Below are 24,553 nucleotides of genomic sequence, written 5' to 3' on the forward strand. Positions count from 1 at the left end.
AAGTAGGATAAATTTGCAATGGAGTAGCATTTTTTGTATAATGACAGTAGTTAAATGGAAAGGCGGGATTCCCACATGTCTTCTTTACTGGAGCTTTGTAAACAGTTCACAGAGGGAGCAGCTTCACACCTGCCCAGTGAGCACGCAATTGGAAAGAGACTTGTTTGTCCTGAATACTCAAAATCAGAACAGGAAGTAAAAACTTATCCTTTTATTAACAATGACAAATTATTTCTGGTGTGCTGGAATTTTACAGAGGGAGGACAGCTTCTTTCTACAATGAAGCCCTCCCCCTTATCGTTTTGTTATCATGGATCATTTCAACACGGAGACAAAACGCAGCTCCATACCCACGACTACCTTGAGCTGGCTTATATTGTTGAGGGGAAATTTACTCAGAGAATACTTGGCAGGGATATCACTTTTACAAAAGGGGATTTATATCTGATCGATAAAAATTGTATTCACCAGGACTTCCTCCTTGATCAGCCTGCCATGATCCTGTTTCTCGGTCTCTCCAATGACATTTTCGATGAAATCATGGTTGAACATATATCGGCAAAGAAGATGATTTCCTTTCTCCAATCTGCTCTGCTAAAGCAAAAAAGCTTAAAGCAATATCTTCACTTTAAGCCCATAGGAACTGTTACTGCTCAGATGGAGTCCCATCTGATTTCTCTTTTAAATGAGCTGGAATTAAACGATCCAGGTTCCCGTTATATCTGCAAAGGGATGTTAATACGCATATTTTTGCTGCTGAGCACGCGGTATGAATTTTCTCTTTCCAGTGAACAGAGAAGAACAATGAACTGGTTTATGTTTGAAGAAATTTCGGATTATATAAAAGAGCATTATGCGACCGTAACCATACGGGACCTGGTAAATACATTTCACTTTCAGGAAGATTATTTTAACAGGCTGATTAAGGATAAAACAGGGTTAACTTATTCCGGTTATGTACAACAGATCCGCCTGTCTGCCGCGGAGCATATGCTGTTTCACACTCAAAAAAGCATTGATGATATAATCGAAACAGTTGGTTACCGTAACAAGGGTTATTTCTATAAGATATTTACTGAAAAATACGGTGCAACCCCCTCTGTTCTGCGAAGGAGCCATACATAAGCACTTGATTAAGGGACCGGAAAAGAAACATACCCTGACGGGTTTCTTTTTCGGTCCCTGTTCTCATACTATTATTTTCCTAACGCTGCTTTGTAAGTATCCATGTTCTGCTGAATGGATTCTTTTACCTTATCATAACCAGCTTCTTTCAGCTTTTCTCTCATTTCATCTACTGCTTTCTTTGGATCCGGGTATTTACCATATGCCAGCTGGGGAATGTACTCTGAAAGTACACTTGCCATTGCAGACATTTCCGCTTCTACTGAATTCTTATCTACAACCAGTCCTGTGTAAGGATTATCATACGCAAAGGTATTATACATATCAATCATACCCTTGGTTCCATCCCACCACTGAACGTCCTGCAATTCTAAATCATCATTTCTACCGCACCAGTAATTGGAATCCAAAGAATCTTTACTCTTATCCCAGCCCTCCGGATGATCCAGTTTTCCATCGGATGTAATCGTATAATCGACTCCTTCGATACCATAGTTAATCAGCCTGTAACATGTCTCATCATTACGAAGCAGATCATATACCATAAGTGCACGCTCGGGATGCTGGGAATTGGCACTGATTGCCGCTGCACCGTGTGTTTTTAATGGCTTGGAGACATTGTTATTTTCTGTTCCCCACCAGTACATTTTGGCATCAGATCCTGGCTGCTTCCGGTCCATACTTGGTCTGATCTTGGAATAGTAAGTCTGGGAATGATGTTCATCGGCTCCGGAAGTACCAGCATACATTGCCTCCCTGCAATCACCATCATAGTTAAGGACATCTTCTCTCCAGAATCCTGCATCATTCCACTTCTTCATCAGCTCTGCCGCATCATAGATTGTATCACTTTCCATATAGGGAGAGGTTACGGTAAATGGATCATCCTTGGAAACTCCCATCCAGAACTCATAATTGCCTACATTTACACTTGGAATTACAATATTATCTGTTTTTGAGTTCAGATATCCACCCAGTAAACCACCGGGATTAATCTTTCCGCCTATATCCCACGGAATTACTCCCTCCTTATGATCCTTGATCCACTGGAAATAAGTTCCGATCTGCTCAAATTCTTTGATATCACCATTCTCAATTCCTGATTCTTTTGCCCAGTCGCCGCGGTAAAACAAGCCATGGTTGGTATACTGGGTATAATGATCTTCCGGTATAAAATAGATCTGATCCTGGTATTTGCAATATTTCCAGTCATCCATGGAAGAAACCTGTTCGTATGTCTTTGGAGCATACACTTTTAAAAGATCCTCAGAGAGGGGCATAAATGCACCCTTCTGGGTGTTTTCCCATGCATAAAGCCAGTCTGTAGCAGTTGTAATAATATCCAGACTCTTATCTCCGCTTAAAAGCTGAACATTATATTGTGTCTGCCAGTCAGCCCATTCCACATACGTCAGCTTAAGCTCTGCATTTACTTTTTCCTTCAGTACTGCATTGAGTTTCTCAAGCATGGCTTCACACCGTCCATTGCTGGGCTTATCACCTAATACCAGCATGTTGATCACCTCGTGTTTGGATGTATCAACTTTACCATCCGCTCCGACAGCAGTGGCTTTTTGTTTACCTCCGCAACCAGCAAGGCTCATAACCATAGCCCCTGCCAATAGAGCTGCAGTAATTTTCTTAACTGCATGTTTCCTCATATTTTACCTCCCTTAAATATTTTTTTATTACCACACATACCGTTTGGCATGCAGCAGTATACTCAGCCTTTCACAGCTCCAATGGTAATACCTGAAATAAAGTATCTCTGAACAAACGGATACAGGAATATAATTGGTCCTGTCGCCACAACAGCAGTCGCCATCTTTAATGTGTTACTTGGCAGATCTGTAATCGTGATTGCCGCCCCTGCCATGGAACTCTTAAGCTGTGCTGCAGTATTGATAATGCTGTACAGATAATACTGCAGAGGCTTATAAGTCACCGCGGAGCCAAGATACAGCATGGAGTTATACCATTCATTCCAGTAGCCCAGTGCCAGGAACAGTCCCACTGTTGCAAGTGCAGGCTTTAACATGGGAAGAATGAGCGTGATAAATATTTTAAAATCATCCGCTCCGTCCATCTTTCCGGATTCTGTAATTTCATAGGGTACGGATCTGGCAAAATTCTTCATAAGAATAATCAGCCAGGGCGTCATTAAAAGCTGTAGAAATACCGCCATGTAGCTCCCCTTTAAATTCAGATAGCGGGAAACCCAGATATAAGTAGGCGCCATCCCCGCAGAGAACAGGGTCGTAAAATAAATAAAAAAGGAAAGAGCATTTCGAAATGGAAAATCCTGTCTTTGCAAGGCATATCCTGTCATGGCGATAAGGAAAAGACCTAAGATTGTTCCGAAAACAGTCATTGTAATTGTGACACCATAAGAACCAAGAATAACTTTGGGATATCGAAAAACCCAGCCATAGGCTGCCAGACTGAAGCCCTTTGGCAATAACCCGAACCCCTCCCTTGTGATGATCCCTTCATCACTGAAGGAAGCTGATATCATGAGTAAAAATGGCATCAGGCACATTAAGGAGAAAAACAAAACACAAATATAGGATATTATTCTGACAACAGCCGTACTGGCAGTCATCTTTACACCGTTCTTTTTCATAATCTGCCTCCTAGAATAATGCATAATCAGGATCAATCTTTCTCACCACCCAGTTGCTGAACATAACCAGAATAAACCCGAAAACAGACTGGTATAGTCCTACTGCAGAAGAGGTGGCGAAATTGTTCTGATTCATCATTGTCCGGAATACAAAGGTCTCAATGATATCCGTATTGGGGAAAAGCTGGGAGTTGGCCGGACCGATCAGATTGTAAAACAGTCCGAAATTCCCCTTCATAATACCACCAAGTGCAAACAGCATCAGGATAATAAACGTTGGCTTTAAGCTGGGCAAAATAATATAACGGATTCTCTGCCAGCTGGTGGCACCGTCTACTTCTGCTGCCTCTATAATCTGGGAATCAATCCCACAGATGGCGGCAAAATATACAATAGAACCGTAACCGGTCTGCTGCCAGATATTACACAGAATAATAATAAATGGCCATATCCCTGCCATACTGTATATTTTTACCGGATTTGCCCCCGCCGAGCGAATCAGCGTATTTAAAGCGCCTGTATCATAGTTTAAAATGTTAAATGCCAGAACTCCGATCAGAACTGCTGAAATAAAATATGGCAGAAACATGATTGTCTGTGATACCTTCTTAAACCAACTGCACCGGATTTCATTTACCATAATAGCAAGTATGATCTGCAGGACATTTCCCAAGAGTATAAATGCCAGATTGTAAAGAACTGTATTTCTTGTAAGTGCCCATAACTGACCGGATTTAATTAGAAATTCAAAATTTTTAAATCCAACAAACGGACTGCCGAAAATTCCGTCCCGGAAATTATAATTGGTAAATGCTATGTATACGCCCGGCAATGGACAATAAAAGAATACTATGAAAAATAACACCGCCGGAAGGCACATAAGGATTAAGATCCGATTATCTCTGATTACTCTCCCTATTGGTTTTCTATGCGGCAATGCCTGCACTCCCTGTTTTTTTCCTTTTGCTTTCAACCTCATATCCTCCCTGTTCCTGTTGTAATTATTATTCATGAAACCGGTTTCAAACAAAGGGTAAATTTAAGTGCCTTTATTTAAATTCCGGCATGAGTCTCTTATGATCAGTTCTGTAGGTATGATCTGAATCTTTTGGGGCTTTCCCCCCTCTAAAACGGCAAGGGCTGTATCAATCAGAGTTTTCCCATACTGGTCATAATTGTAGTCCATGCTGGTCAGACGGGGAACACTGGTTTCAGCAAGGATTGTATTGTCAAAGCTGACCAGTGAGATATCCTCAGGAATACCAATGGAATGCTCTCTTAATGACTGTATTATTCCAAGTGCGGTTAAATCATTAATTGCAATCACTGCGCTTGGCAGCTTTCTGGTACTCTCAATCAGGCTGTTCATGCCCCTGTATCCTGATTCCATGGAATAATCACCGGTTTCCACAAGATAGTCCGGACAAAATTCAATTCCGTGCCTGTGCAGCATACTGCGGTAGCGAGTCCTCTTTGTATAAGTGGAATCTACCTCTTTCCTGCCTCCAATCATGCAGATATCACGATGCCCGTTGGTGATTAGATATTCCATGATCCGATCCATGGATGCAATGTCATCTAAGTTTACCTGATAACAATCACTGCCATCCAGCTTTCCAGTGATCACCACAGGCATTAAATTGCTGATATGATTGATGCGTTCTGCGTATACTTCATCAGTAATCAGTTCATCAACTCTGCCTCCCATAATGATTAAGGCATCAATCTGCTGACTGATCATTTTATAGAGGCGCTGCTCCTCCAACTCCATATCGTTCATATAATTACTGAGCATCAGACTGTAATCCCTATCATGTGCCGCCTGCTCACATTCCACCGCCAGACCCGCATAAAACGGATTGCGGATATCCGGTATGAGAACCCCTATAATTCCGGACCGGCTGCTTGTAAGCCCCCTTGCCATTGCATTGGGACTGAAGTGGTATTTGGAAATAAGCTTCTCCACTTTTTTCTTCTTCTCGTCGCTTACATTGGCTTTCTGGGTTAAAACCCTGGATACTGTGGCAGGAGATACTCCCGCCTCCTTAGCAATTCGATAGATGCTTACCTTGTCTCTCTCCATATCAGTTCCGCTTTCTGCTGTACTCCTGCCAGGTTTATTGTGTGAAACCGGTTTCTCGTAAATTTCAGAATCAGTCCACCACAATTTTCAAAGTGTTTTGTGTAATAGTATCAATCAGATACCTTTATTATATTTTTATTTGTGCAATATTATAATTACGTAACTCTGCAACTGAGATGATAAAGTTACCAATTCCGACAAGTTATTGTAAAAAACAGTGCTTCAAAAATGATATTTGGAAACCTGCCCTTTAGCAGAGTCTGCAATCCATCATGATTGAAGCACTGAACTTTATTTATTCTTTAAATATTCGTCAATCCCTTTTGCACCGGCCTTTCCTGCTCCCATTGCCAGAATAACAGTTGCGGCTCCTGTAACGGCATCACCGCCTGCAAACACACCCTCTTTTGTGGTCTGTCCGTTTTCTTCATCAGCAATAATACATTTCCACCGATTAATATCCAGACCTTTTGTAGTGGAAGAAATTAACGGATTGGGAGAGGTACCCAGAGACATGATCACTGTATCTGTTTTTATTTCATACTCCGATCCCGGTATTTCCTCCGGTCGTCTTCTTCCTGATGCATCTGGTTCTCCAAGCTGCATCTTAACCACCTTCATGCCTTTTACATAGCCGTTCTCATCCACAAGTATCTCTTTGGGATTGGTTAGAAGGTCAAAGATAATGCCTTCTTCCCTGGCATGATGAACTTCCTCCGCTCTGGCTGGAAGCTCTGCCTCACTTCTTCTGTAAACAACATGTACGCAGGCTCCAAGCCTTGCTGCTACTCTGGCTGCATCCATGGCAACATTGCCACCGCCTACTACAGCAACGTTTGTTCCGGCAAATATAGGGGTGTCATAATTTTCATCAAATGCTTTCATTAGGTTGGCTCTTGTTAAATATTCATTGGCGGAGAAAACACCGTTTGCATTTTCTCCGGGAATTCCCATAAACATGGGAAGTCCGGCGCCGGAACCTATGTAAACAGCTTCAAATCCCTCATCTTCAAACAGCTGATCTATAGTCGTTGATTTTCCAATGACCACGTTGGTCTCGAATTTTACACCCAGTTCTTTTACCTTTTCTATTTCTTTTGCTACGACTTTCTCTTTTGGAAGACGGAACTCCGGTATTCCGTAGACAAGCACTCCTCCTAATTCATGAAGTGCCTCAAAAACCGTTACATCATATCCCTGCTTTGCCAGATCTCCTGCACAAGTAAGACCGGAGGGGCCGGAGCCGATCACAGCCACCTTATGTCCGTTCTTCTCCTTGGAAGATTCTGGCCTGATATCATGTTCTAAGGCATAATCTGCTGCAAACCGTTCTAACTTACCAATGGAAACAGGCTCCCCCTTAATTCCACGAATACATTTTCCTTCGCACTGGGTTTCCTGGGGGCAGACACGCCCGCAGACTGCAGGCAGGGCTGAAGATTTGCTGATTACCTTATATGCTTCTTCTATATTACCTTCCTGAATCTCTTTAATAAATCCGGGAATATCAATTGCTACAGGACAGCCATCAATACATTTTGCATTTTTACAGCCGAAACATCTGGACGCTTCCCTCACCGCTTCTTCCTGATTATATCCTTCACAGACTTCTTCAAAATTTGTAACACGTACCTTTGCTTCCTGTTCTCTGACAGGTACTTTCTTTAACATATCAGCCATTTGTACTCTCCTCGCAGTTCCCGCAGCCGCCGTGATGTGTGTTTCCTTCCTGTTGTTTTAACATGACACGGCCTTCCTCTGTTTTATACATCTGGCTCCTTTTGATTGCCTGGTCAAAATCCACCAGATGCCCATCAAATTCCGGTCCGTCAATACAGGCAAATTTAACCTGATTTCCCACCATAAGACGGCATGCACCGCACATTCCTGTGCCGTCCACCATAACGGGATTCATGCTGACAACTGTTTTTAAATCATACTTTCTGGTCAGCAGGCATACAAACTTCATCATAATCATGGGCCCAATTGTTATACAGGCATCATACTTCTTTCCCTGGTTCTGGATTAAGTCCTCTATAACATTAGTCACAAGACCGGTTCGTCCGTAAGAACCATCATCGGTTGTCACATACAGATTACCAGAGACCTTTTTAAGCTCATCTTCCAGAATAAGCATATCCTTTGTCTTTGCTCCGATGATAACGTCTGCCTCAATTCCATTCTCATGCAGCCACTTTACCTGGGGGTAAACCGGTGCAGCACCTACACCTCCCGCAACAAAAAGGAGATTTTTATGTTTTAATTCTTCCAGATCTTCATGGACTAAATCAGAAGGATTTCCTAAAGGTCCTGCAAAATCACGAAAACTGTCATTTTCTTTTAAATCTGCCATCTTTACGGTGGAAACTCCTACTTCCTGGAATACAATGGTAATTGTTCCTTCCACCCTGTTATAATCACAGATCGTAAGCGGGATTCTCTCACCATTCTCTCCCATCTTTACAATTACAAACTGTCCTGGCTGGCAATTGGCTGCAATGCGCGGCGCATACACATCCATAAGAACTATTTTATCTGCCAGCTTTTGTGCTTTTAATATTCGATACATCATCTTCTCCCTTCTTTTGTGACCCGCTTTTTCCCATAATAATCGTTATATTCTTACTGGATTATTTATATCATAACCAGTATAGATAATTTATTAACACTTTGCATCGGAGCATGATGACAAAAAAGGAAAAACGGTTTATCCAACCTGGATAAACCGCTTAAAGTCTATTTCTTGTTATAGTTTTCAATCATTCTGTAAACGACAAGACCGATTCTCACCGCCAGCCTTTCGTTGGCATTATCAAAATCAATCCCTGTTATTTTAGCAATTTTTCCAATCCGGTAAGCAGCTGTTTTATAGTGAACGTATAAGTCCTGAGCCGTCTTGGAAAGATTCTGATTGTAGTTTAAATAAGTCTTCAGCGTTATAATAAGATCCTCCTGCTGGGGCTTTTTATAGTTAAACAGCTTTTGAAGGGATTCTGGAACATATTCCATTAAAAGCGCCGGATCGTCTACCTGACAAAGGAGCTTAAAGATTCCCAGATCGGAAAACATCATGATATAGGCGTTCCCCTCATAGGAGATATCCGCTGCAATGTCAATAAAGGAAAATGCATCTGCAGCTTCCTTATATGACCCCTCCAGCTGCATGATTCCCTCCACGATCTTGCCTGCACCTGCCTTTACCACAAGCTTTTTGTTATGCTGTGCCATTCCTGCCTGAACCTTACTCCACATCTCTTTTAAATCTTTGCGGTACTCGGCCTGGGTCCGGTTGGGATTGGCAGTTTTTATGGCAACCACTTTGTCCATATCGGTATGTACTTTTACATCAGTCAGTCTCTGTCTTACCACATCTTCCAGCCAGTTGATCTGCTGGAGCTTTTCATTCATTTTCTTCTGGGTGCTTCCTTCATAGGTGACTCCAAAGACAATCACACGATAATGTCCATTGGGGTCCATACCAAGGAGGCTGGCATTCTTTTTCAGTTCATCCGCAGAGGTGACTTTTCCGTTGAGAATATTATTTAATAAGTCATGCTGGTATTTTTTCTCCAGTTTTGAGACGGCAAACTTTCTTGAGAATTCATATTGAAGGGCAACAATGGCATTTTCCACCGCAATGCAGTCCATCATATTAAATTTATCGTATTTTTCCGTTATAACAAGATACATCTGTATTCCCACATTCAAATTCATTCTGACAACATAACAGGGGTATTCCCCCTCCTGCCTGGTATACTCGTAATTGGAGAAAATACCCGGATCAAACTCAGCTGCCTTAGGGGATAATTCAAATTCATATTCCTCTCCGCCAGTTGCCGCATAACAGGACATATCCTGATTATAAAGAGCAATGGGATTGCGGATCAGCTTATTTAACATATCGAGAATGTCCCCTACCGGATTCTTCTTATAGCTATTGGAAAGGGATAACGCCATAAAATTATCATGAGTGGTTTTATAATACTTTAATTTTGTCACTTCCTCATTAAAAAGCCGTTCCATTACCAGTGACATTATGGTCTGGAACGAGACTTCAAAAGAGACTTCGATCAATGGAATCCCAAAGTTTTCTGCGTATTCCCGTAAAAGGACAATCTTACTTTCCACTCCTTCCACCAGTTTTCTCTTTTTTAAAATCAGTCCGCTGACATTCTTCTTCTCAAGTTCGGAAATATAGAATTTAAATTCTTCAATGGTACAGGAGTTAAATGCATATAAACCAGTCAGCAGCAGTTCTCCTCCATTAATAAACTTAACAATATCCGGTGCCTCAATGATTGTCGCGCCCTTAATTTCCTTCCGTAAGCCACTCTCTCCGCAAATCAGAGTCATTTTTCCCAAGTTCTCCGTTTTGAGAAATTCTTCTACTGTAAATTTCATTTCCTTCTTTGCACAGCCCCTTCTTATTATTTTTTCTCCTTTATCAGTATAACATAATGCTGCAGTAACTGGTAGTTCATGCAAGAAAGGCCGGGCTTTCCTGCCCGGCTGATTCCCTGCTGTATATAAATGACTCATTGCCCCCCGGCTCATTTATACAAGCAGTTTTATTGCAAGTTCCTCCATTATAATAGAAGCTTTGGCGAAATCACTGAATTTCGTAAATTCAACCGGACAATGGCTTCTGCCATCCTTGCTTGGTACAAAAAGCATCACGGTTGGTATTACCTGTCCGATCTCCAGTGCATCATGACCGGCTCCACTTGGAAGATACTCATAGCTGAAGCCATGTTTTCTACAGCTTTCTTCCATCGTGCTCAGCATTTCCTGGGATAAGTTCACGGAAGTAATGGTAAGCTTATTGTCCATTTCATAACTGCCCCCAATTGCTTTTACTTCCCGATCTAAAGCGGCACGGATTCTTTTCGCAATATCATTAATGTGATCGTTGTTTCTGGACCGGATATCAACGGTAAACTGGCATTCTTCCGCTACAATATTCATACCGCCCGGTACTGTATTGATATAACCAACTGTTGCAACGGTTCCATCGGCTTTTTCTCTTGCCCAGTCTGCAATTTTTGAAATAACCTTGGAAGCTGCATCCACCGCATCCTTTCTCATGTCCATGGGAGTTGTACCCGCATGGTCTGATCTTCCGTGTACGGTAACCATATATCTTTGAATTCCAACAATACAGTCAACCAGTCCCAGCTCAATTCCCTCTGCATCAAGAACCGGTCCCTGTTCAATGTGGGTTTCCAGGAAATACCCGATGGAACCGATTGGCCATCTGGCTTCTTCCACTCGTTCAGGATCCAGACCATATTCTTTCATGGCGTCATAAATGGAAATGCCATCGGTATCTTTGTATTTCCTGCAATACTCTGCATTCCTGTTGCCTAACATTGCTCCGGAACCAAAATATCCGGTTCCAAACCGCATGCCCTCTTCATCACAAAATCCAACAACAACAAAGTTTCTTTTTGGTGTCAGGTTTTTACTCTTTAATTCCCGTGCGACTTCGATTGCACATACAATTCCGGCAATGCCGTCAAAATCTCCGCCATTTACTACGGAGTCGTAATGAGATCCCATCATAACACAGGGCAGATTGGGATCTTCCCCCTCAAGAATTCCAAATACATTTCCTGCCGCATCTTCCTGTACCTGAAGTCCGGCTTCTTCCATAACTGTTTTAAGATAATTCACCGCATCTCTGGACTCTTTTGTAAAAGGAAGACGGGTGCATCCTTCTCCAGGAGTCGCAGTAAACTTTTTTAAACATTCCAGATCCTTGGCAATTCTGCCTGTTTTTTCTGCAACAGCCATTTATTTACCCTCGCTTATTTTGATTTATCGTATTTCCGGCAATCGTAAATATACTTTTTACAAGGTGAATAAAGCATTGCAGCAATAATAATTACTAAACCAGAGAAGCACAATACTTTATTGGCATGATTAAGTCCAACTATTATTGTAACAAATGCAACCATAATTGCAAGAAAGGCAATGGTTAATCCCCCTTCTTTTGTCCGAAAAAAATCATTCTTTTTCATCTCACATTTACTTTCACTTTCTATGTATTTCCTAAATTGCCAGCATGAAGAACAAAAATACCCCAATTGCAATTGTTACCGGAACTGTAACCATAAGAATTCTTTTTAATACTTCCCCTTCGCTTCCAAGAATATTGGCTGTTGTGGTTCCCAGTATGATTTTGCTTGGACTGACCGCACTTCCAATGGAACCTCCGGCTGACTGTGCTCCCAGAACCGCTGCAGGATTCACATGCAGAAGATTTGCTGTGGTCATCTGGAACCCTCCGAATAAAATATTGGAACTCATGTTGCTTCCAGTCATAAATGTTCCTAAAAGCCCTACAAAAGGTACCAGAGCGATATATGCTTTTCCCAGCACTTTTGCAATTCCATCTGCCAGTACTGCAGTCTGTCCCGTTCCGTCCATGATCTTAGACATAATCACCAGGCCGATCACCGCAATTCCCGAAGGCATGGTCATAGATACCGATTTGACAAATACACGCTTTGTTCCTCCCTCTTTGATCCAGCCATTCTTCTTGTAATAAATCAGTCCGGCAAGGGAAGATACCAGCAGGAAAAAGCTTGCATGGGTAAATGGGGACAGCGGAGAGAAACTGCTGCTTGCTTTGTTTATATGTCCGTATCCGGTTACTGTCTCCGGGAATGCAAAACCAAACTGAAACTTTCCTAAAAGATCATGTACCGGTTTTATGGTAAGAACAATCAGAGTAATCGCTGAAAGAAGAAAATAGGGAACAAACGCCTGTACAAGGGTCATACCCTGGGGAAGTTCTTCCCCTTCCTGCTTTGTAAAATCCCGGTTCATAATTGGACTGTCTTTCAGACTCCACTCCTCTTTGTACATACGGGTTCTTCCCAGAAGAAGAATCACAATTAAAGAGATGCAGGAGGGAACAAAACAGGAAATAGTTGTGTTGACCTGGGTCAGCAAAAGCTGTCCGCCTCCCTGAATCAGGGATATTAACATTACGGCAGCCAGACCTTTCTTAACAGCCCTGCCTTTTCCGTAAAACCAGCATACCACAACTCCTCCAACAACGTTCCAGAACCAGATAAATACAGCGGTCCAGAATGCAGTTAATAAGTATTCTTTGCTGCCTGCTTCCAGATTTACGCTCATGGCCAGGGAATCCCATGCAACTCCCAGTGTTCCGAAGGTATTTCCCCATGCCTGTCCAAGCAGGGGGATAATAACTGCCCAGATTGGCTGGACACCGATTCCGATTAAAAGCGGGGCACCCACTGCAACGGGAACACCAAATCCTGTGATTCCCTGGAGAAAGCTTTCAATCACCCAGCCCATGGCAAATACCAGAAGCAGCTCGTTAGGCAAAAGCCTTCTCATTCCATCCCGGATAACCAGAAAGGCTTTTGCTTCGTCTCCCACCTGGTACAAAAGGATTGCGGTCCAGACAATAATTAGAATAATCAGTGCATTCCAGATTCCCTTGGCACTTTCCGCTGCAATGACTGTGACACCTGCCTTAAAAAGGAATACTCCTGTAACGACTGTGATCATAAGCCCCACTGCCGCAGCCTCCGTTGCACCCCAATGAAACTTAATCATCAGAATTATGAGTGCAATAATTGGCAGAAAAGCCATTGCCCATGTAAATAGATTTACTGGTATATTCATTTTAAATTTCCTCGTTCTTACTAAGCATGAATAACAGTTCCTGTCTTCCCGGCAATGCCGTCAGCGGCTTTATCAAGCAATGTGATTAATGTTTTTCTGCCTTCTCCTGATTCTGCAAACCGGAGAGCCGCTTCAATTTTAGGAAGCATGGAGCCTTTGGCAAACTGCCCCTTTGCAATGTATTCTCTGGCTTCTTTTGTGCTCAGTTCTGACAGCCATTCCTGGTTTTCTTTTCCAAAATTAACCGCAACCTTTTCCACTGCTGTTAAAATAACCAGGTAATCCGCATCAATCTGGGAAGCCAGCAGACTGCTTACATTATCTTTATCAATAACTGCGTTGACACCGATCAGCTTTCCTTCTTCGCTTACTACCGGAATTCCTCCGCCGCCGCAGGTGATGACTACATGGCCTGCATTCATTAAGGTTTTAATGGTTTCCAGTTCCCGGATTCTCACCGGCATGGGAGAAGGAACTACGATGCGGTAACCTCTGCCTGCATCCTCCATACACCGGATTCCTTTTGCCTCATTTTTTTCCGCTTCTTCTTTTGTAAGAAATCTTCCAATGGGTTTTGCCGGATTTTGAAACGCTTCATCATCCTTACTGACTTCAACCTGAGAAAGAATGGTTGAAACTTTTCTGTCCATGCCCCGTCTGTGAAACTCATATTTAATTGCATTCTGCAAATCAATTCCTATGTATCCCTGGCTCATTGCCACGCTGGTGGGAAGAGGTACCTGTTTCATGCCTTCCTGCACCAGGGTAAGGTGATCCATGGCAGTCTGGATCATCCCAACCTGGGGTCCGTTACCATGTGTGACGATAAGGGACAGCCCCTGCTGTGCAAGATCTGCAATTACCTCTGCTGTCCTGGCGACAGCTTCTTTTTGCTCTTCGATATCATTGCCCAGGGCGTTTCCGCCCAGAGCAATTACTATTTTTCTATTTTCCACAACCTTCTCCTAAAATCTACTGAGTATAACCCAGTTTCTTTGCATATGCTGTGATTGCTTTTTCAAAGCATTCCATTGGCGGGTGTACAGTTCCTGCTCCAATTTGTCCATATCCTGCAACTTTATGAGCAATTCCCGTATTAATTACCGGTGTAATGCTTTTTTCTACTACAAGTCTTGCATCAATTCCAAGAGTGCATCCCTGGAAATTCCAGTTGGGGATGATAAAATTGGGGTTTCTGTCTATGGTGATCTCCGCCATTTCTGTGCTGGTACGAAGAGCATCTTCATATCCGCCTGCGCCCACAAATCTGGTAACAGCTGGGGCTGCAATCATTGCCATACCGCCTACTCCAAAGGTCTCAGTGATGGCGCTGTCACCCATATCCGGACAGCCGTCCTCTTTGTCATATCCGGTGAAATACAGTCCCTGAGGTGTATTAACCGGCCCTGTAAACCACTGATCTCCCATACCTGCAATGCGGATTCCAAATTCCACACCATTTCGGCACATGGCAGTCACTATCGTACCATCGGTCACAGTACGGGCAGCATCCATAACGGACTTGCCGGTTGCCATCATGATATTTAAGAAGAACTGGTCCGTATCGGATAAGAATTTAATAACATCATAACGATCCTGATCGGATATCTTCATTTTTGTAATAACAGGTGCAACTTCCTTTAAAAATGCCAGGGAAGCAGCAATATTTCTCTGATGGAATTCATCACCCATCGCAATGGCTTTTGCTACCAGAGGATTCACATTAATTCCGCCAAGCTCTTTAATCGCAGCCTGCAGCACTGGTCCAAGAATATCTCTCATCCAGCGAAGTCTGTTAACAACCTCTTCAGAGTAGGCACCAAAACGAAGTACCTTTCCGATTCCTTCATTCATGGTGCAGTAACCTTCGTTGCCGTCTGTCTTATTTTCCACAACGAATACTGGCATGTTTGCAGTCGTAATTCCCCCCATGGGGCCCACTGCTCTTACACTGTGGCATGGCAGAAACTTCACTTCTCCGGATTCCAAAAGCCGTCTGGCAGCTTCTTCGGTATCAGCCCATTCTTCAAAAAGGACTGCACCCACACAGGATCCCTGCATCGGATCTGGCATGTCTTTATAGGCAACCGGCGGACCTGCATGAAGAATCACTTTTCCATTGTTTAATTCAGGAATTACATTTTTTGCCCGTGTATTGTCTGTAATAACAGGCTGACTGGCAACCACTTTCATGATTACTTTTCGGTTTGCCTCATCAATGTCCAGATCTTTATTGTTTCTAAGGAAATTAAGGATTTTGATCAATTCCACATTTCCCCCAGCGGGAGGCATCCAGTCGTACTGAACCACTTCACAGCCAAACTCCCTGGCAACTTCAGAAAAGCTTTTCAGTCCGATATTGATAATTCTTGGTTTCTCTGCCAGCATCTGAAGCAGTTTATCGGATGCCTTTCCAGGAATGGTATCAGAAGCTTTCTTTGACCGGATCTCTTTTTTCACCTCAGTAAAGTCAAGACCGATTGCCTGAATTGCTGTACGGACAGCCAGTTTATTGGTTTCGCATACGATTACTCCGGCATCAGTCAGTTTTTTCACTGCCTCATCATACCCCTGGAAATCCTTTCTGGTTCCGCATACCGTTGCAATAAAGAAAACCTTTCTGCCTTCTCGTTCTGCCTGATCGCCAAGTTCCCTGATCGCCGGAAGCAGAGCACCTGCCATATCGGCATGGGAACCATATCCCAGCATGACATCAAGAAGAATAACTCCAGTTGATTTGTCATTAATGGCTTCTTTCATACATTCAATTCTCTTAGCCGGATCGATCATCGGGTGGGGCTTACCTTGTGTATATACATCATCGCCAAGATCAACGACGATGTGCCCTCCGGTTTTTAACATGTATCCTTCTGCTTTTTCAGGCGGGATCTTTAAATCCAGTGCGTCTTTGATCAGCATGGCAGCTTCTCCAGCAAGGGTACCACCAGAATAATAAGCCTTAATTGTCTTCTTTTCTTCCCTGCGGTAAAATGAAGAGCGATCCACAGTTACTTCGCCCTCTTTTACCGTCTCTCCCCGTACCAGGCTGACTGCCAGACGGGCTGCTTCATCAAGGGTATAGGTATGATAGAAATTTTCCTCATGATACTCTGGTTTTTCTCCCAGGAATAAAGTAATAACCGGCTTTTTGCAGACACTGAGCCTTGCTGATACTTTTTCCCGAACTGCCTTTGCCGGGGGCTTGGAAATAACAATCATGACAGCAACACTGTCATCGTCTTCCATTGCATCAATCATATCCATCATGGTGATTCCACCCACCTGGGTTGATAAATCCCGGCCTCCGGTACCAATGGCATTTTTTACACCTTCTCCAAGGCGGTCTATAATGGTAGTCAGCTCCTGGATACCAGTTCCGGAAGCACCTATAATTCCAATGGCTCCCGGTGTTACACTGTTGGTAAATGCAATAGGCACACCCTGAATGATGCTGGTTCCGCAATCAGGTCCCATAACCACAAGCCCTTTTTCATGAGCCTTCTCTTTTAATTTCTTTTCGTCCTCAATTGTGACATTGTCGCTGAACATGAACACATTCATGCCCTCGTCAAGCGCACGGTCCGCTTCCAGAGCCGCGTAAGCTCCTGGTATGGAAATCACCGCAAGATTGGCATCTGGCAGCTGATTCAGTGCCTGATCCCATGATTTTGCAATTCGGGATTCTTTCCCATTTCCTGCTGATACGGACTGCTTTTTAAAGAATTCTTCTGCCTCTTTCATAATGGTATCCAGAAGACTGTCATCTTCCACGTCAGCAACAATAACCATATCATTGGCTGTAGATTCCATTAATTCTTTTGTATCAAGGCCGCTCTGCTTGAAGATGTCCTTGTTAGCAGGTGTGGCCATCATAACAGAAGCCTTCTTTACACCCTGAATCGTTGAGATCTGATTGGTAAGAAGCATCAGTACTACAGAATCGTGATAACTTCCCTTTTTTACTGCTGTTCTTAACATAATAATATTTCTCCTTATTCTGCAAATCGGTTCTTGTGGTCATATCGGTTAAAATGAATGGCATCACTTTTTAAGTACTCATAGATTGCATCTACAATTTCAATTCCGCCATTGTTATGGTATTTATCTCTTCTCATAACGGCTCTTTCGCCTGGATAATAAACTTTGTCATATCCGTCTGCTGGTGGGATTGCATTTAATTCATCACAGGTAATGGACATGTTTTTCATAAACTCTTCGATGTTTGTAAAACGCTTTGGATCCATAACGATATGCATATGACCCAGTTCTCTGCCCTTTGAGCAGTCATGGTACATGGAGCTTACATGCTTGCCAAACGGTACGCCTAAGAGAATACCGGAAAAAATATCAACCATCATCATCAGACCATATCCTTTTGCACCAGCAATTGGAACAAGAGCATTGACTTTGTTTGGATCTGTAACCGGATTTCCTTTTTCATCTACCGCCCATGTATCAGGAATGGATTCTCCTCTAGATCGTTTATCCAGAATTTTTCCCCATGCCTGTACGGTCGTTGCCATGTCAAATACCACTTTTCTCTCATCTGCGGTAGGAGCTGCAAAGGAAATTGGATTGGTACCGTAATACGGTTCTGTACCACCAGTTGGTACTGCCATTGGATCTGACTGGCAGAAGGAAATTGCAACCAGGCCCTGGTCTGCTGCCATTTCTGTATAATAACCAAGAGCGCCGCTATGGGATATGTTGCGGACACCGACAACTGCGATGCCGTTTTTCTTTGCCATTTCAATTGCCTGTTCCATTGCTTTTGTAGCAGCCACATATCCGCAGCCGTTGTCACCTTCAAAGATTGCAGAACAGGGACCAGTCTCTTTGAATTCAAAATGAGGATCTACGGTAATGCCTCCCTTTGAAATTCGTTCACTGTAATACTCCACTCTTACTGCTCCATGGGAGTGGTATCCTCTTTCATCTGACCATGTAAGAATCTCTGCTGTGATATCAGCATGTTCTTCTTTCAAACCGGCTCTCATTAATTTTTTCTTCATCAAGTCTTTTAATTCAGCTCTTACAAGTTTCATTTATCCTTCCTCGCCTTCCTGATTTATGGTTATTTTTATTCAGCAAATAGCTGCCAACCAGCTTTTCTTTATCTATTATGGCTATTTATTGACCCCGTTTCAATCAAATAACTAGATAAATGTAGGTTTGATTTTTATCCACTTTCGTGGTATTTTGGAAAAATCGGCAAATAAAAAAACTGGCTTTCCGGTATGAATCAGTCACCGGAAAGCCAGTTTTTTTGTATCTATAAAAATTCTTAGGAAGAACATCAAAAACAATGGTTACAGTTTTACATCCCTGTTGCAGTCCTTGGAATAGATATAAGTTAAATCTTCTTCCCGTCCTACTGCATAGCAGGCCTGTGGGCAATAAGCATCCATAAATACATAATCACCCTTTTTCACCGGAACCCAGTCATTATCCAGTCTGTACATCGCACTTCCCGTAAGGAAATACATGCCATGCTCCTGAATATGAGTCTCTATGTAGCCGTGGGATGCACCTAAATGGAATTTCAGAATATGCATATTCATATCGAATCCAAAATTCTCTGCTGCAGGCAGGAAATCACGGATATAGCAGTTCTCCATACCTTCATATGGAATCCATGGAAGATCGTTTGCATTCCCCACTACTGTGTAGGCACTGTATCCAGTCAGCTCGTCATATCTGCGTTTATAAGCAAAGAGCTTTGCATCCTCTTTACCCGCATTTTCAAAAGAAATGGTGTTGCTGGCAGGGGAATAAATATAACCGCCCTCTGTCAGAGTCTCTTCTTTGTCCGCATTTTTAACCTTAATGGAACCTTCCATTACATAAATGAATGATTCCAGCCCTTCCCCGCCGAATGCAGAATTCTTCCCGCCTTCGTGAACTGTCACTAAGTAATCCGCAAAGGAAGCTCCCATCTGAGGAGAGCCAAGAATTGTGACATCACACTTCTCATATCCTGGAATCGCATTTTTCACAATTCCGTCCGGCTCAATTAAAACATAATTTTCTTTTTTAACGACGGATCTGGTGGCTAATAAGTCATCACGGTATCCTGTCTGCCCGTTTAAATAACTCATAATAAAGCTCCTCACTTTCCATTAGGTCATATTCATTCAGTCAACCAATTTATACCTGTTTATTATGGCAGGTATTATAAAGTATTTCAATTATATTATGAGATAAAATACCGTTCCCGTTTTATCCACTTTTACCCTGCTTGTTTATTTTTTAACAGTTATAATGGTCTTACATTCATGTATTTTTATCGAAAGCAGAAAGGAATTACCACAATGACGGAACAAATTGAAATGACGCTCAATGAATTATCTTACCCGGTTAATGTTACGGTATATCATAATACGGCGGTTGTACCTAAGGCCTGCATCTTATATTTTCATGGCGGAGGTCTTTTGTACGGCTCCCGTCTGGATCTGCCACAGCTGCATGTGAACAGCCTTACCAATGCCGGATATCTTATTATTTCCTATGACTATCCCCTTGCTCCCGCCGCCAAAATTGAGATAATACTGAAATCTGTAATTGATTCCATTAATCACTATATTTTGAACCGGTCACTTTATGTTTCCCAGGAACTTCCCTACTTTCTATGGGGCCGTTCTGCAGGGGCATACTTATGTCTGCTGGCTTCAAAAGATAAGCGTCTTCTGCTTCCTCCAAGGGGAATCCTGTCTTATTACGGTTATGGTTTCCTGTGTGACAGCTGGTTAGATACTCCAAACAGTTACTATTGTTCTCTTCCACCTGTTAACAGTTCCTGCCTAAATGCAGTTTCTGATCAGGTTCATACTGAGGGCAATTTAGATACCCACTACAGCATTTATGTTTACGCCAGACAGACTGGAACATGGAAATCTCTTTTTTACAATGGCAGGGATAAATATTTCTTTCTGGATTATTCACTTAGAACCTGTGAAAAACTTCCCGCTCCTTTATTCTGCGCCCACAGCATGAATGATACAGATGTTCCTTATACAGAATTTCTTAATCTTTGCAGTATGTATCAGGCAAAACAGTTTGTTGTCCCGGGTTCTGTACACGATTTTGACAGAAATGAAGCGGCCCCTGCAGTTGCTCAACTTTTAAATAAAACCGTTGAATTTTTAAACAACCACACGGACCGCTTCTTATAACCGTAAACTTGATTGCGGATTCTTATGAATCCGCTTATTACAGTTTTTTAACCAGGTTTCCAAATCCTTTTTCACCTACAACTTTTCCGTCCTCTGCAACTACCTCACCGCGGACAATGGTGCAGACCGGCAATCCTTTTCCCTTCATCCCAACAAAAGCAGAAATCTTGTTCACATAGAGAAGGGAATCTTCTGTTATCTCCCATTCCTTGTCTGCATCTACAATAATAAAGTCCGCATCAAATCCGGTTCTGATGTCTCCTTTTTTTCCATAAATTCCAAAGGCCTCAGCCGGTTTCTTTGCCATTGCATTTGCAAGAATTGATGGTGAGATTCCACGTTTTACGCATCCTTCATGGAAGCTTACCTGAAATCCACTCTGGATTCCACTGATTCCTCCCCATACATCAAATGGAGTTTCGATTTTATTACCCAGGATTTCCTTGAATTTTTCATCATAGGAACAAGGGGAATGATCACTTGCAATACCGCTGAAGGTTCCATCTTCCACATAGGTCCACAGCCTGTCCACTTCTTCCTGGGAACGCAGAGGAGGAGCGCATTTAAACAACGGTCCGTTCTTGATCACATCTTCATCTGTCATGCTTAAATAATGAGAACAGGTTTCTGCTGTAATATCGTAACCTTCCTGCTGCGCCTCTTTAATTTTCTGAGCAACATCAGGACTGCTTACGTGGCAGATGTGTGCTTTGCAGCCGGTGGCTTTTGCAAGTTCAATGACATCAACCGTGGCTACCATTTCTGCAACTACCGGTCTTGATTCTAAAAATCCTTTCCAGTCCAGTCTGCCCTCTTTTTTCATTCTCTGTTCCTGCCACTTAATTGCGGCAAAATCTTCGCAATGGAAACCAGCACGTCCGTCAAACTCATGAATGATCTGCATTGCCTCATATACCTGTCCATAATTTAAGGAGCTGTAATCAGGAGATACGGGGCCGATAAAGGATTTAAACGCAACGCAGCCCTTCTCATCCATCCCCTTTAAATCCTGAAAATTATCAGGAATCAAACCGCCCCAGAAGCAATAATCCACATATGCATTGGGAGATACCTTTTGGAACTTCTTATCAAAAATAGTTGCGTTCGTCATGGCTGGCTCGTTTTGCAGCGGCATATCAATAATGGTTGTATATCCGCCTACCGCAGCTGCAGCAGTTCCGTGTTTATAATCCTCACGCCATTCGTAACCAGGATCATTTAAATGTGCATGGGTATCAATTGCACCTGGGAATACATAATTATCTTTAGCATCAATAACTTTTTTTGCTTCCGGCTCTTCTCCTGCAAGAAGCACCGCTGCAATTTTACCCTCTTTTACCGCAATGTTTCCCGAAAACACACAATCTGCTGTTACAATCTTCCCATTTTTTACTAATAAATCATACATACCTTCTCCTCCGTTTCTGGTTGATGAATGATAACTGACTGATGAAACATTTCATTATTTTATTAAATAATGCCTGGGAAAACAATGCAAAATGAGGTAAAATTTCGTTAGGATTTTTGTCCAATATGTATAATTTATTTTATTGTATTTGTGTTTCTTTAAGCTTTTTGCTAGAATTTATACTATCAGCGAAAGGAGATAACAATTGATCATGCATTTTAATATTACAACCATTGGTTCCTATGCTCTGGAGATACTAAATTCTCTGTCAGAAGGCCTGATACACTCTATATACAGAAAAACCATTAACATACAATTCGGTGATTATTTACTGGCTTTACAGGCGGATTTATCGCCTGTATCACCTGTCAGTCTCATTACGGAATTGGACGCTGAATCCATGAAAACACTTCCTGTTTCTACTGGTTTGAAGGTGAAGGTGAGTCCGGGTACCCTGTCTATATACGGCTCTGTTTCCGTTATTAACTTCTATTTTTTAGAAGCAGACCTGTTTGAATCCAAACTAATCAGTAAATCTCAACAGCTTTTGCGGGATACGTTAAAGTCAGTACTGGATTATTCTGCCACAGGAGGTTTTTCCACCATATTTGCTCCCTCCTGTGTGAAGGAGCAGGAAAACAATCTGGGGACAGAGCTTGTAACTGCAGCGGCAAAGAACCATCTTACAGCCTGCAGTACCTATATGCAGACAGCGGATTATGAAAAAGCCACTAAAGAGCTGGTTTCTCTGATCGGGCTTGGAGTGGGTCTTACCCCAAGCGGAGATGACTTTTTGTGCGGTGTGCTGGCGGGACTGATACTAACGGGAAACTCAGATCAAACGTTTACCTCCATTCTTAAGAACAGTATTGGTACGTCTCTCAACAATACAAACGATATCAGCCGTACATTCCTTCGATGTGCTCTTTCGTCACATTTTAGCAAGCCAATTAATGATCTTGTTTTTCCAGCATCTGTCGAAGATATTCATGCCTCATTTAAAGCTGTGGGGCATTCCTCCGGCTTTGATTCTCTCTGCGGAATTTATTACGTTTATACTCTTACTTTTAATTAGGATTACACTAAAAAAAGAAGCCTGCCAAAGACAACTTATGTCATGCAGACTTCTTTCTTTTTCATTATTTCTTCTTTTTTTCAAAATACTTTATCAGCACATAATAAACAATCCCCGCAGGCAGAATGCTTGCCAGCCATGATATTTTTATAAAGGTAAGGGCTGCAGCCATACCTGCTATTAAACCTCCGATTGCAGCTAGGTTGATTCCCTTAAACGCTCCGTCCGGATTGTAATAATCACTCAGATCAATTTTCTGTTTTTTGATGATATAATAATCCACCACCAGAATAGCAAAAACCGGCCCCAGTACAGAAGAGGAAATCAATACAAACAGGTTGAGTCCAGCTGCAGATGATTCCTTTACAAGCTCCCATGGAAATGTAGCATATGCAAGCAGTCCCACAATAATCGCACTCTTTTTCACTGATACTTTTAAAAGATCTACCAGTACATAGATGGGGGGAAGTGCGTTATTGAGCATATTGGTAGTCAGTGTACCGCAAACGATACAGAATAATGTAATTACAACGATTGCTTTATTGGGCATGATATATGCAAAGCCTACGATGGGATTTGCAATTCCGGTTACACTTGTAACAAGAAGACCGATAACGCCCATAAATACTACAGCGGGAATCATTGCAAAGGCATAAGCAGAGCCACGTTTCACAGGGCCGCAGCCAGGCTTTAGCTGCCTTACTGAATCGCCGATATTGACCAGAAGCGCGCAGTTAACTCCAATAAAGGTGGTTACAGCTCCAAAAAATGGAAGTCCCCAGGATCCCTTCTTATTAACTACTTCTGTCACTACATCGCCATGCATACCAAGAATTGTGACCAGCATATAAACCAGAGCAATAATAACAACAGCTCCGCCAATGTTATTGATTACCTTAATTCCCTGAAAGCCCAGTGCAGAAAGTCCGATCTGCATTGCCTGAAACAGAATGAACCATAATACAATGCTGTCAAAACCAATGACGATTTTACTGATTTCATTCAGGGCCGAAGCGCCAATCCAGCTTTGAAAGCCATACCATATAACGGCCGGAATACCTCTGCACAAAGCAGGGATAACAGTCCCTTTAAAGCCAAATGCACCTCGCAGCTGCACCACATACGGAATTCCGGTTGTGTAACATAGTTTATCGTTTAAGACCATGCATATAACGCAAAGGGCTGATCCCAACGTGATTGCAATAATTGCCTGTACAAGGTTCAGCCCTCCTGAAACCAGATCTGAACCAAGTGTCAAGTTTGCGGTAGAGACACAGCCCCCAAGCCAGACCAGCCAGTAGGAAAATGCTCCCATTGTTCTCTTACTAACAGGAACCGGCTCCATCCCATCCTGTTTTATTACACCTTCCAATGCCTTTTCTTCTGTCATAACACTTTCTCCCAT

19 protein-coding genes are annotated in these 24,553 nt (G+C 42.5%); 3 read left to right on the forward strand and 16 right to left on the reverse strand.

Features of this window, described 5'->3' with window-relative positions:
• Positions 1–75 precede the first annotated feature (75 nt).
• A complete protein-coding gene (locus ACOAOT_RS18410; protein WP_420218300.1) occupies positions 76–1,125 on the forward strand; it encodes an AraC family transcriptional regulator in 1,050 nt (349 codons plus the stop codon).
• Positions 1,126–1,196: 71 nt separating this feature from the next.
• Here the strand turns inward: ACOAOT_RS18410 and ACOAOT_RS18415 are convergent, their stop codons facing one another.
• The 14 genes from ACOAOT_RS18415 to allE form a co-directional block, all read right to left on the reverse strand.
• Complete coding sequence (locus ACOAOT_RS18415) at positions 1,197–2,786, reverse strand: extracellular solute-binding protein (protein WP_420218301.1); 1,590 nt, start codon at positions 2,784–2,786, stop codon at positions 1,197–1,199.
• Between the two features lie 62 nt (positions 2,787–2,848).
• Positions 2,849–3,748 carry a carbohydrate ABC transporter permease gene (locus ACOAOT_RS18420; protein WP_420218302.1) on the reverse strand — a complete coding sequence of 300 codons (900 nt, stop codon included), beginning with the start codon at positions 3,746–3,748 and terminating at the stop codon, positions 2,849–2,851.
• Between the two features lie 10 nt (positions 3,749–3,758).
• Positions 3,759–4,721 carry an ABC transporter permease gene (locus tag ACOAOT_RS18425; protein WP_420218303.1) on the reverse strand — a complete coding sequence of 321 codons (963 nt, stop codon included), beginning with the start codon at positions 4,719–4,721 and terminating at the stop codon, positions 3,759–3,761.
• 66 nt (positions 4,722–4,787) lie between these two features.
• On the reverse strand, positions 4,788–5,831 hold the full coding sequence (locus ACOAOT_RS18430) for a LacI family DNA-binding transcriptional regulator (RefSeq protein ID WP_420218304.1): 1,044 nt from the start codon (positions 5,829–5,831) through the stop codon (positions 4,788–4,790).
• A 291-nt stretch (positions 5,832–6,122) separates the two neighbouring features.
• Positions 6,123–7,511, reverse strand: coding sequence for an NADPH-dependent glutamate synthase (gene gltA / locus ACOAOT_RS18435; RefSeq protein WP_420218305.1), 1,389 nt, complete (start codon positions 7,509–7,511; stop codon positions 6,123–6,125).
• Positions 7,504–8,400, reverse strand: coding sequence for a sulfide/dihydroorotate dehydrogenase-like FAD/NAD-binding protein (locus ACOAOT_RS18440; protein WP_420219451.1), 897 nt, complete (start codon positions 8,398–8,400; stop codon positions 7,504–7,506). Before ACOAOT_RS18440 ends, gltA begins: the two co-directional genes overlap by 8 nt.
• A gap of 167 nt (positions 8,401–8,567) precedes the next feature.
• The gene (locus tag ACOAOT_RS18445) at positions 8,568–10,232 is read right to left on the reverse strand and encodes a PucR family transcriptional regulator (RefSeq protein WP_420218306.1); all 1,665 of its coding nucleotides are present in this window, start codon (positions 10,230–10,232) and stop codon (positions 8,568–8,570) included.
• A 153-nt stretch (positions 10,233–10,385) separates the two neighbouring features.
• Complete coding sequence (locus tag ACOAOT_RS18450) at positions 10,386–11,624, reverse strand: M20 family metallo-hydrolase (RefSeq protein ID WP_420218307.1); 1,239 nt, start codon at positions 11,622–11,624, stop codon at positions 10,386–10,388.
• 14 nt (positions 11,625–11,638) lie between these two features.
• The gene (locus ACOAOT_RS18455) at positions 11,639–11,851 is read right to left on the reverse strand and encodes a hypothetical protein (RefSeq protein WP_104434321.1); all 213 of its coding nucleotides are present in this window, start codon (positions 11,849–11,851) and stop codon (positions 11,639–11,641) included.
• 31 nt (positions 11,852–11,882) lie between these two features.
• Positions 11,883–13,493, reverse strand: a complete 1,611-nt coding sequence (locus tag ACOAOT_RS18460; RefSeq protein WP_420218308.1) for an L-lactate permease — start codon at positions 13,491–13,493, stop codon at positions 11,883–11,885.
• A gap of 20 nt (positions 13,494–13,513) precedes the next feature.
• A complete protein-coding gene (arcC, locus tag ACOAOT_RS18465) occupies positions 13,514–14,449 on the reverse strand; it encodes a carbamate kinase (RefSeq protein WP_420218309.1) in 936 nt (311 codons plus the stop codon).
• A 16-nt stretch (positions 14,450–14,465) separates the two neighbouring features.
• Entirely contained in the window at positions 14,466–17,471 is a 3,006-nt protein-coding gene (locus tag ACOAOT_RS18470; protein WP_420218310.1) for a bifunctional FdrA/YlbE family protein, read from the reverse strand.
• A gap of 14 nt (positions 17,472–17,485) precedes the next feature.
• Positions 17,486–18,538 carry an ureidoglycolate dehydrogenase gene (gene allD / locus ACOAOT_RS18475; RefSeq protein ID WP_420218311.1) on the reverse strand — a complete coding sequence of 351 codons (1,053 nt, stop codon included), beginning with the start codon at positions 18,536–18,538 and terminating at the stop codon, positions 17,486–17,488.
• Positions 18,539–18,802: 264 nt separating this feature from the next.
• Positions 18,803–19,591 (reverse strand): (S)-ureidoglycine aminohydrolase, encoded by a 789-nt coding sequence (allE, locus tag ACOAOT_RS18480; RefSeq protein ID WP_420218312.1) that lies wholly within the window; start codon positions 19,589–19,591, stop codon positions 18,803–18,805.
• Between the two features lie 213 nt (positions 19,592–19,804).
• Between allE and ACOAOT_RS18485 the strand changes: the two genes are divergently transcribed.
• Positions 19,805–20,665, forward strand: a complete 861-nt coding sequence (locus ACOAOT_RS18485) for an alpha/beta hydrolase fold domain-containing protein (RefSeq protein WP_420218313.1) — start codon at positions 19,805–19,807, stop codon at positions 20,663–20,665.
• A gap of 37 nt (positions 20,666–20,702) precedes the next feature.
• Here ACOAOT_RS18485 and allB read toward each other — a convergent pair whose 3' ends face one another.
• Positions 20,703–22,073 (reverse strand): allantoinase AllB, encoded by a 1,371-nt coding sequence (allB, locus tag ACOAOT_RS18490; protein ID WP_420218314.1) that lies wholly within the window; start codon positions 22,071–22,073, stop codon positions 20,703–20,705.
• A gap of 211 nt (positions 22,074–22,284) precedes the next feature.
• Here allB and ACOAOT_RS18495 point away from each other — a divergent pair, with 211 nt between their 5' ends.
• Positions 22,285–23,148: an oxamate carbamoyltransferase subunit AllH family protein gene (locus ACOAOT_RS18495; protein ID WP_420218315.1), complete on the forward strand. Its 864-nt coding sequence runs from the start codon at positions 22,285–22,287 to the stop codon at positions 23,146–23,148.
• 64 nt (positions 23,149–23,212) lie between these two features.
• Here the strand turns inward: ACOAOT_RS18495 and ACOAOT_RS18500 are convergent, their stop codons facing one another.
• On the reverse strand, positions 23,213–24,553 hold the full coding sequence (locus ACOAOT_RS18500) for an NCS1 family transporter (RefSeq protein ID WP_420218316.1): 1,341 nt from the start codon (positions 24,551–24,553) through the stop codon (positions 23,213–23,215).

The organism is Lacrimispora struthionigena (genome assembly GCF_048627165.1).
In the GTDB taxonomy this organism is placed as follows: Bacteria; Bacillota; Clostridia; order Lachnospirales; family Lachnospiraceae; genus Lacrimispora.

Coding starts and splice junctions, on each gene's coding strand:
- allB (WP_420218314.1), bottom strand. CDS start 22,073: ATGTATGATTTATTAGTAAAAAATGGGAAGATTGTAACAGCAGATTGT.
- gltA (WP_420218305.1), bottom strand. CDS start 7,511: ATGGCTGATATGTTAAAGAAAGTACCTGTCAGAGAACAGGAAGCAAAG.
- ACOAOT_RS18430 (WP_420218304.1), bottom strand. CDS start 5,831: ATGGAGAGAGACAAGGTAAGCATCTATCGAATTGCTAAGGAGGCGGGA.
- ACOAOT_RS18440 (WP_420219451.1), bottom strand. CDS start 8,400: ATGTATCGAATATTAAAAGCACAAAAGCTGGCAGATAAAATAGTTCTT.
- ACOAOT_RS18415 (WP_420218301.1), bottom strand. CDS start 2,786: ATGAGGAAACATGCAGTTAAGAAAATTACTGCAGCTCTATTGGCAGGG.
- ACOAOT_RS18455 (WP_104434321.1), bottom strand. CDS start 11,851: ATGAAAAAGAATGATTTTTTTCGGACAAAAGAAGGGGGATTAACCATT.
- ACOAOT_RS18410 (WP_420218300.1), top strand. CDS start 76: ATGTCTTCTTTACTGGAGCTTTGTAAACAGTTCACAGAGGGAGCAGCT.
- ACOAOT_RS18485 (WP_420218313.1), top strand. CDS start 19,805: ATGACGGAACAAATTGAAATGACGCTCAATGAATTATCTTACCCGGTT.
- ACOAOT_RS18450 (WP_420218307.1), bottom strand. CDS start 11,624: ATGGCTGTTGCAGAAAAAACAGGCAGAATTGCCAAGGATCTGGAATGT.
- ACOAOT_RS18445 (WP_420218306.1), bottom strand. CDS start 10,232: ATGAAATTTACAGTAGAAGAATTTCTCAAAACGGAGAACTTGGGAAAA.
- ACOAOT_RS18460 (WP_420218308.1), bottom strand. CDS start 13,493: ATGAATATACCAGTAAATCTATTTACATGGGCAATGGCTTTTCTGCCA.
- allD (WP_420218311.1), bottom strand. CDS start 18,538: ATGAAACTTGTAAGAGCTGAATTAAAAGACTTGATGAAGAAAAAATTA.
- allE (WP_420218312.1), bottom strand. CDS start 19,591: ATGAGTTATTTAAACGGGCAGACAGGATACCGTGATGACTTATTAGCC.
- ACOAOT_RS18470 (WP_420218310.1), bottom strand. CDS start 17,471: ATGTTAAGAACAGCAGTAAAAAAGGGAAGTTATCACGATTCTGTAGTA.
- ACOAOT_RS18495 (WP_420218315.1), top strand. CDS start 22,285: ATGCATTTTAATATTACAACCATTGGTTCCTATGCTCTGGAGATACTA.
- ACOAOT_RS18500 (WP_420218316.1), bottom strand. CDS start 24,553: ATGGGAGAAAGTGTTATGACAGAAGAAAAGGCATTGGAAGGTGTAATA.
- ACOAOT_RS18420 (WP_420218302.1), bottom strand. CDS start 3,748: ATGAAAAAGAACGGTGTAAAGATGACTGCCAGTACGGCTGTTGTCAGA.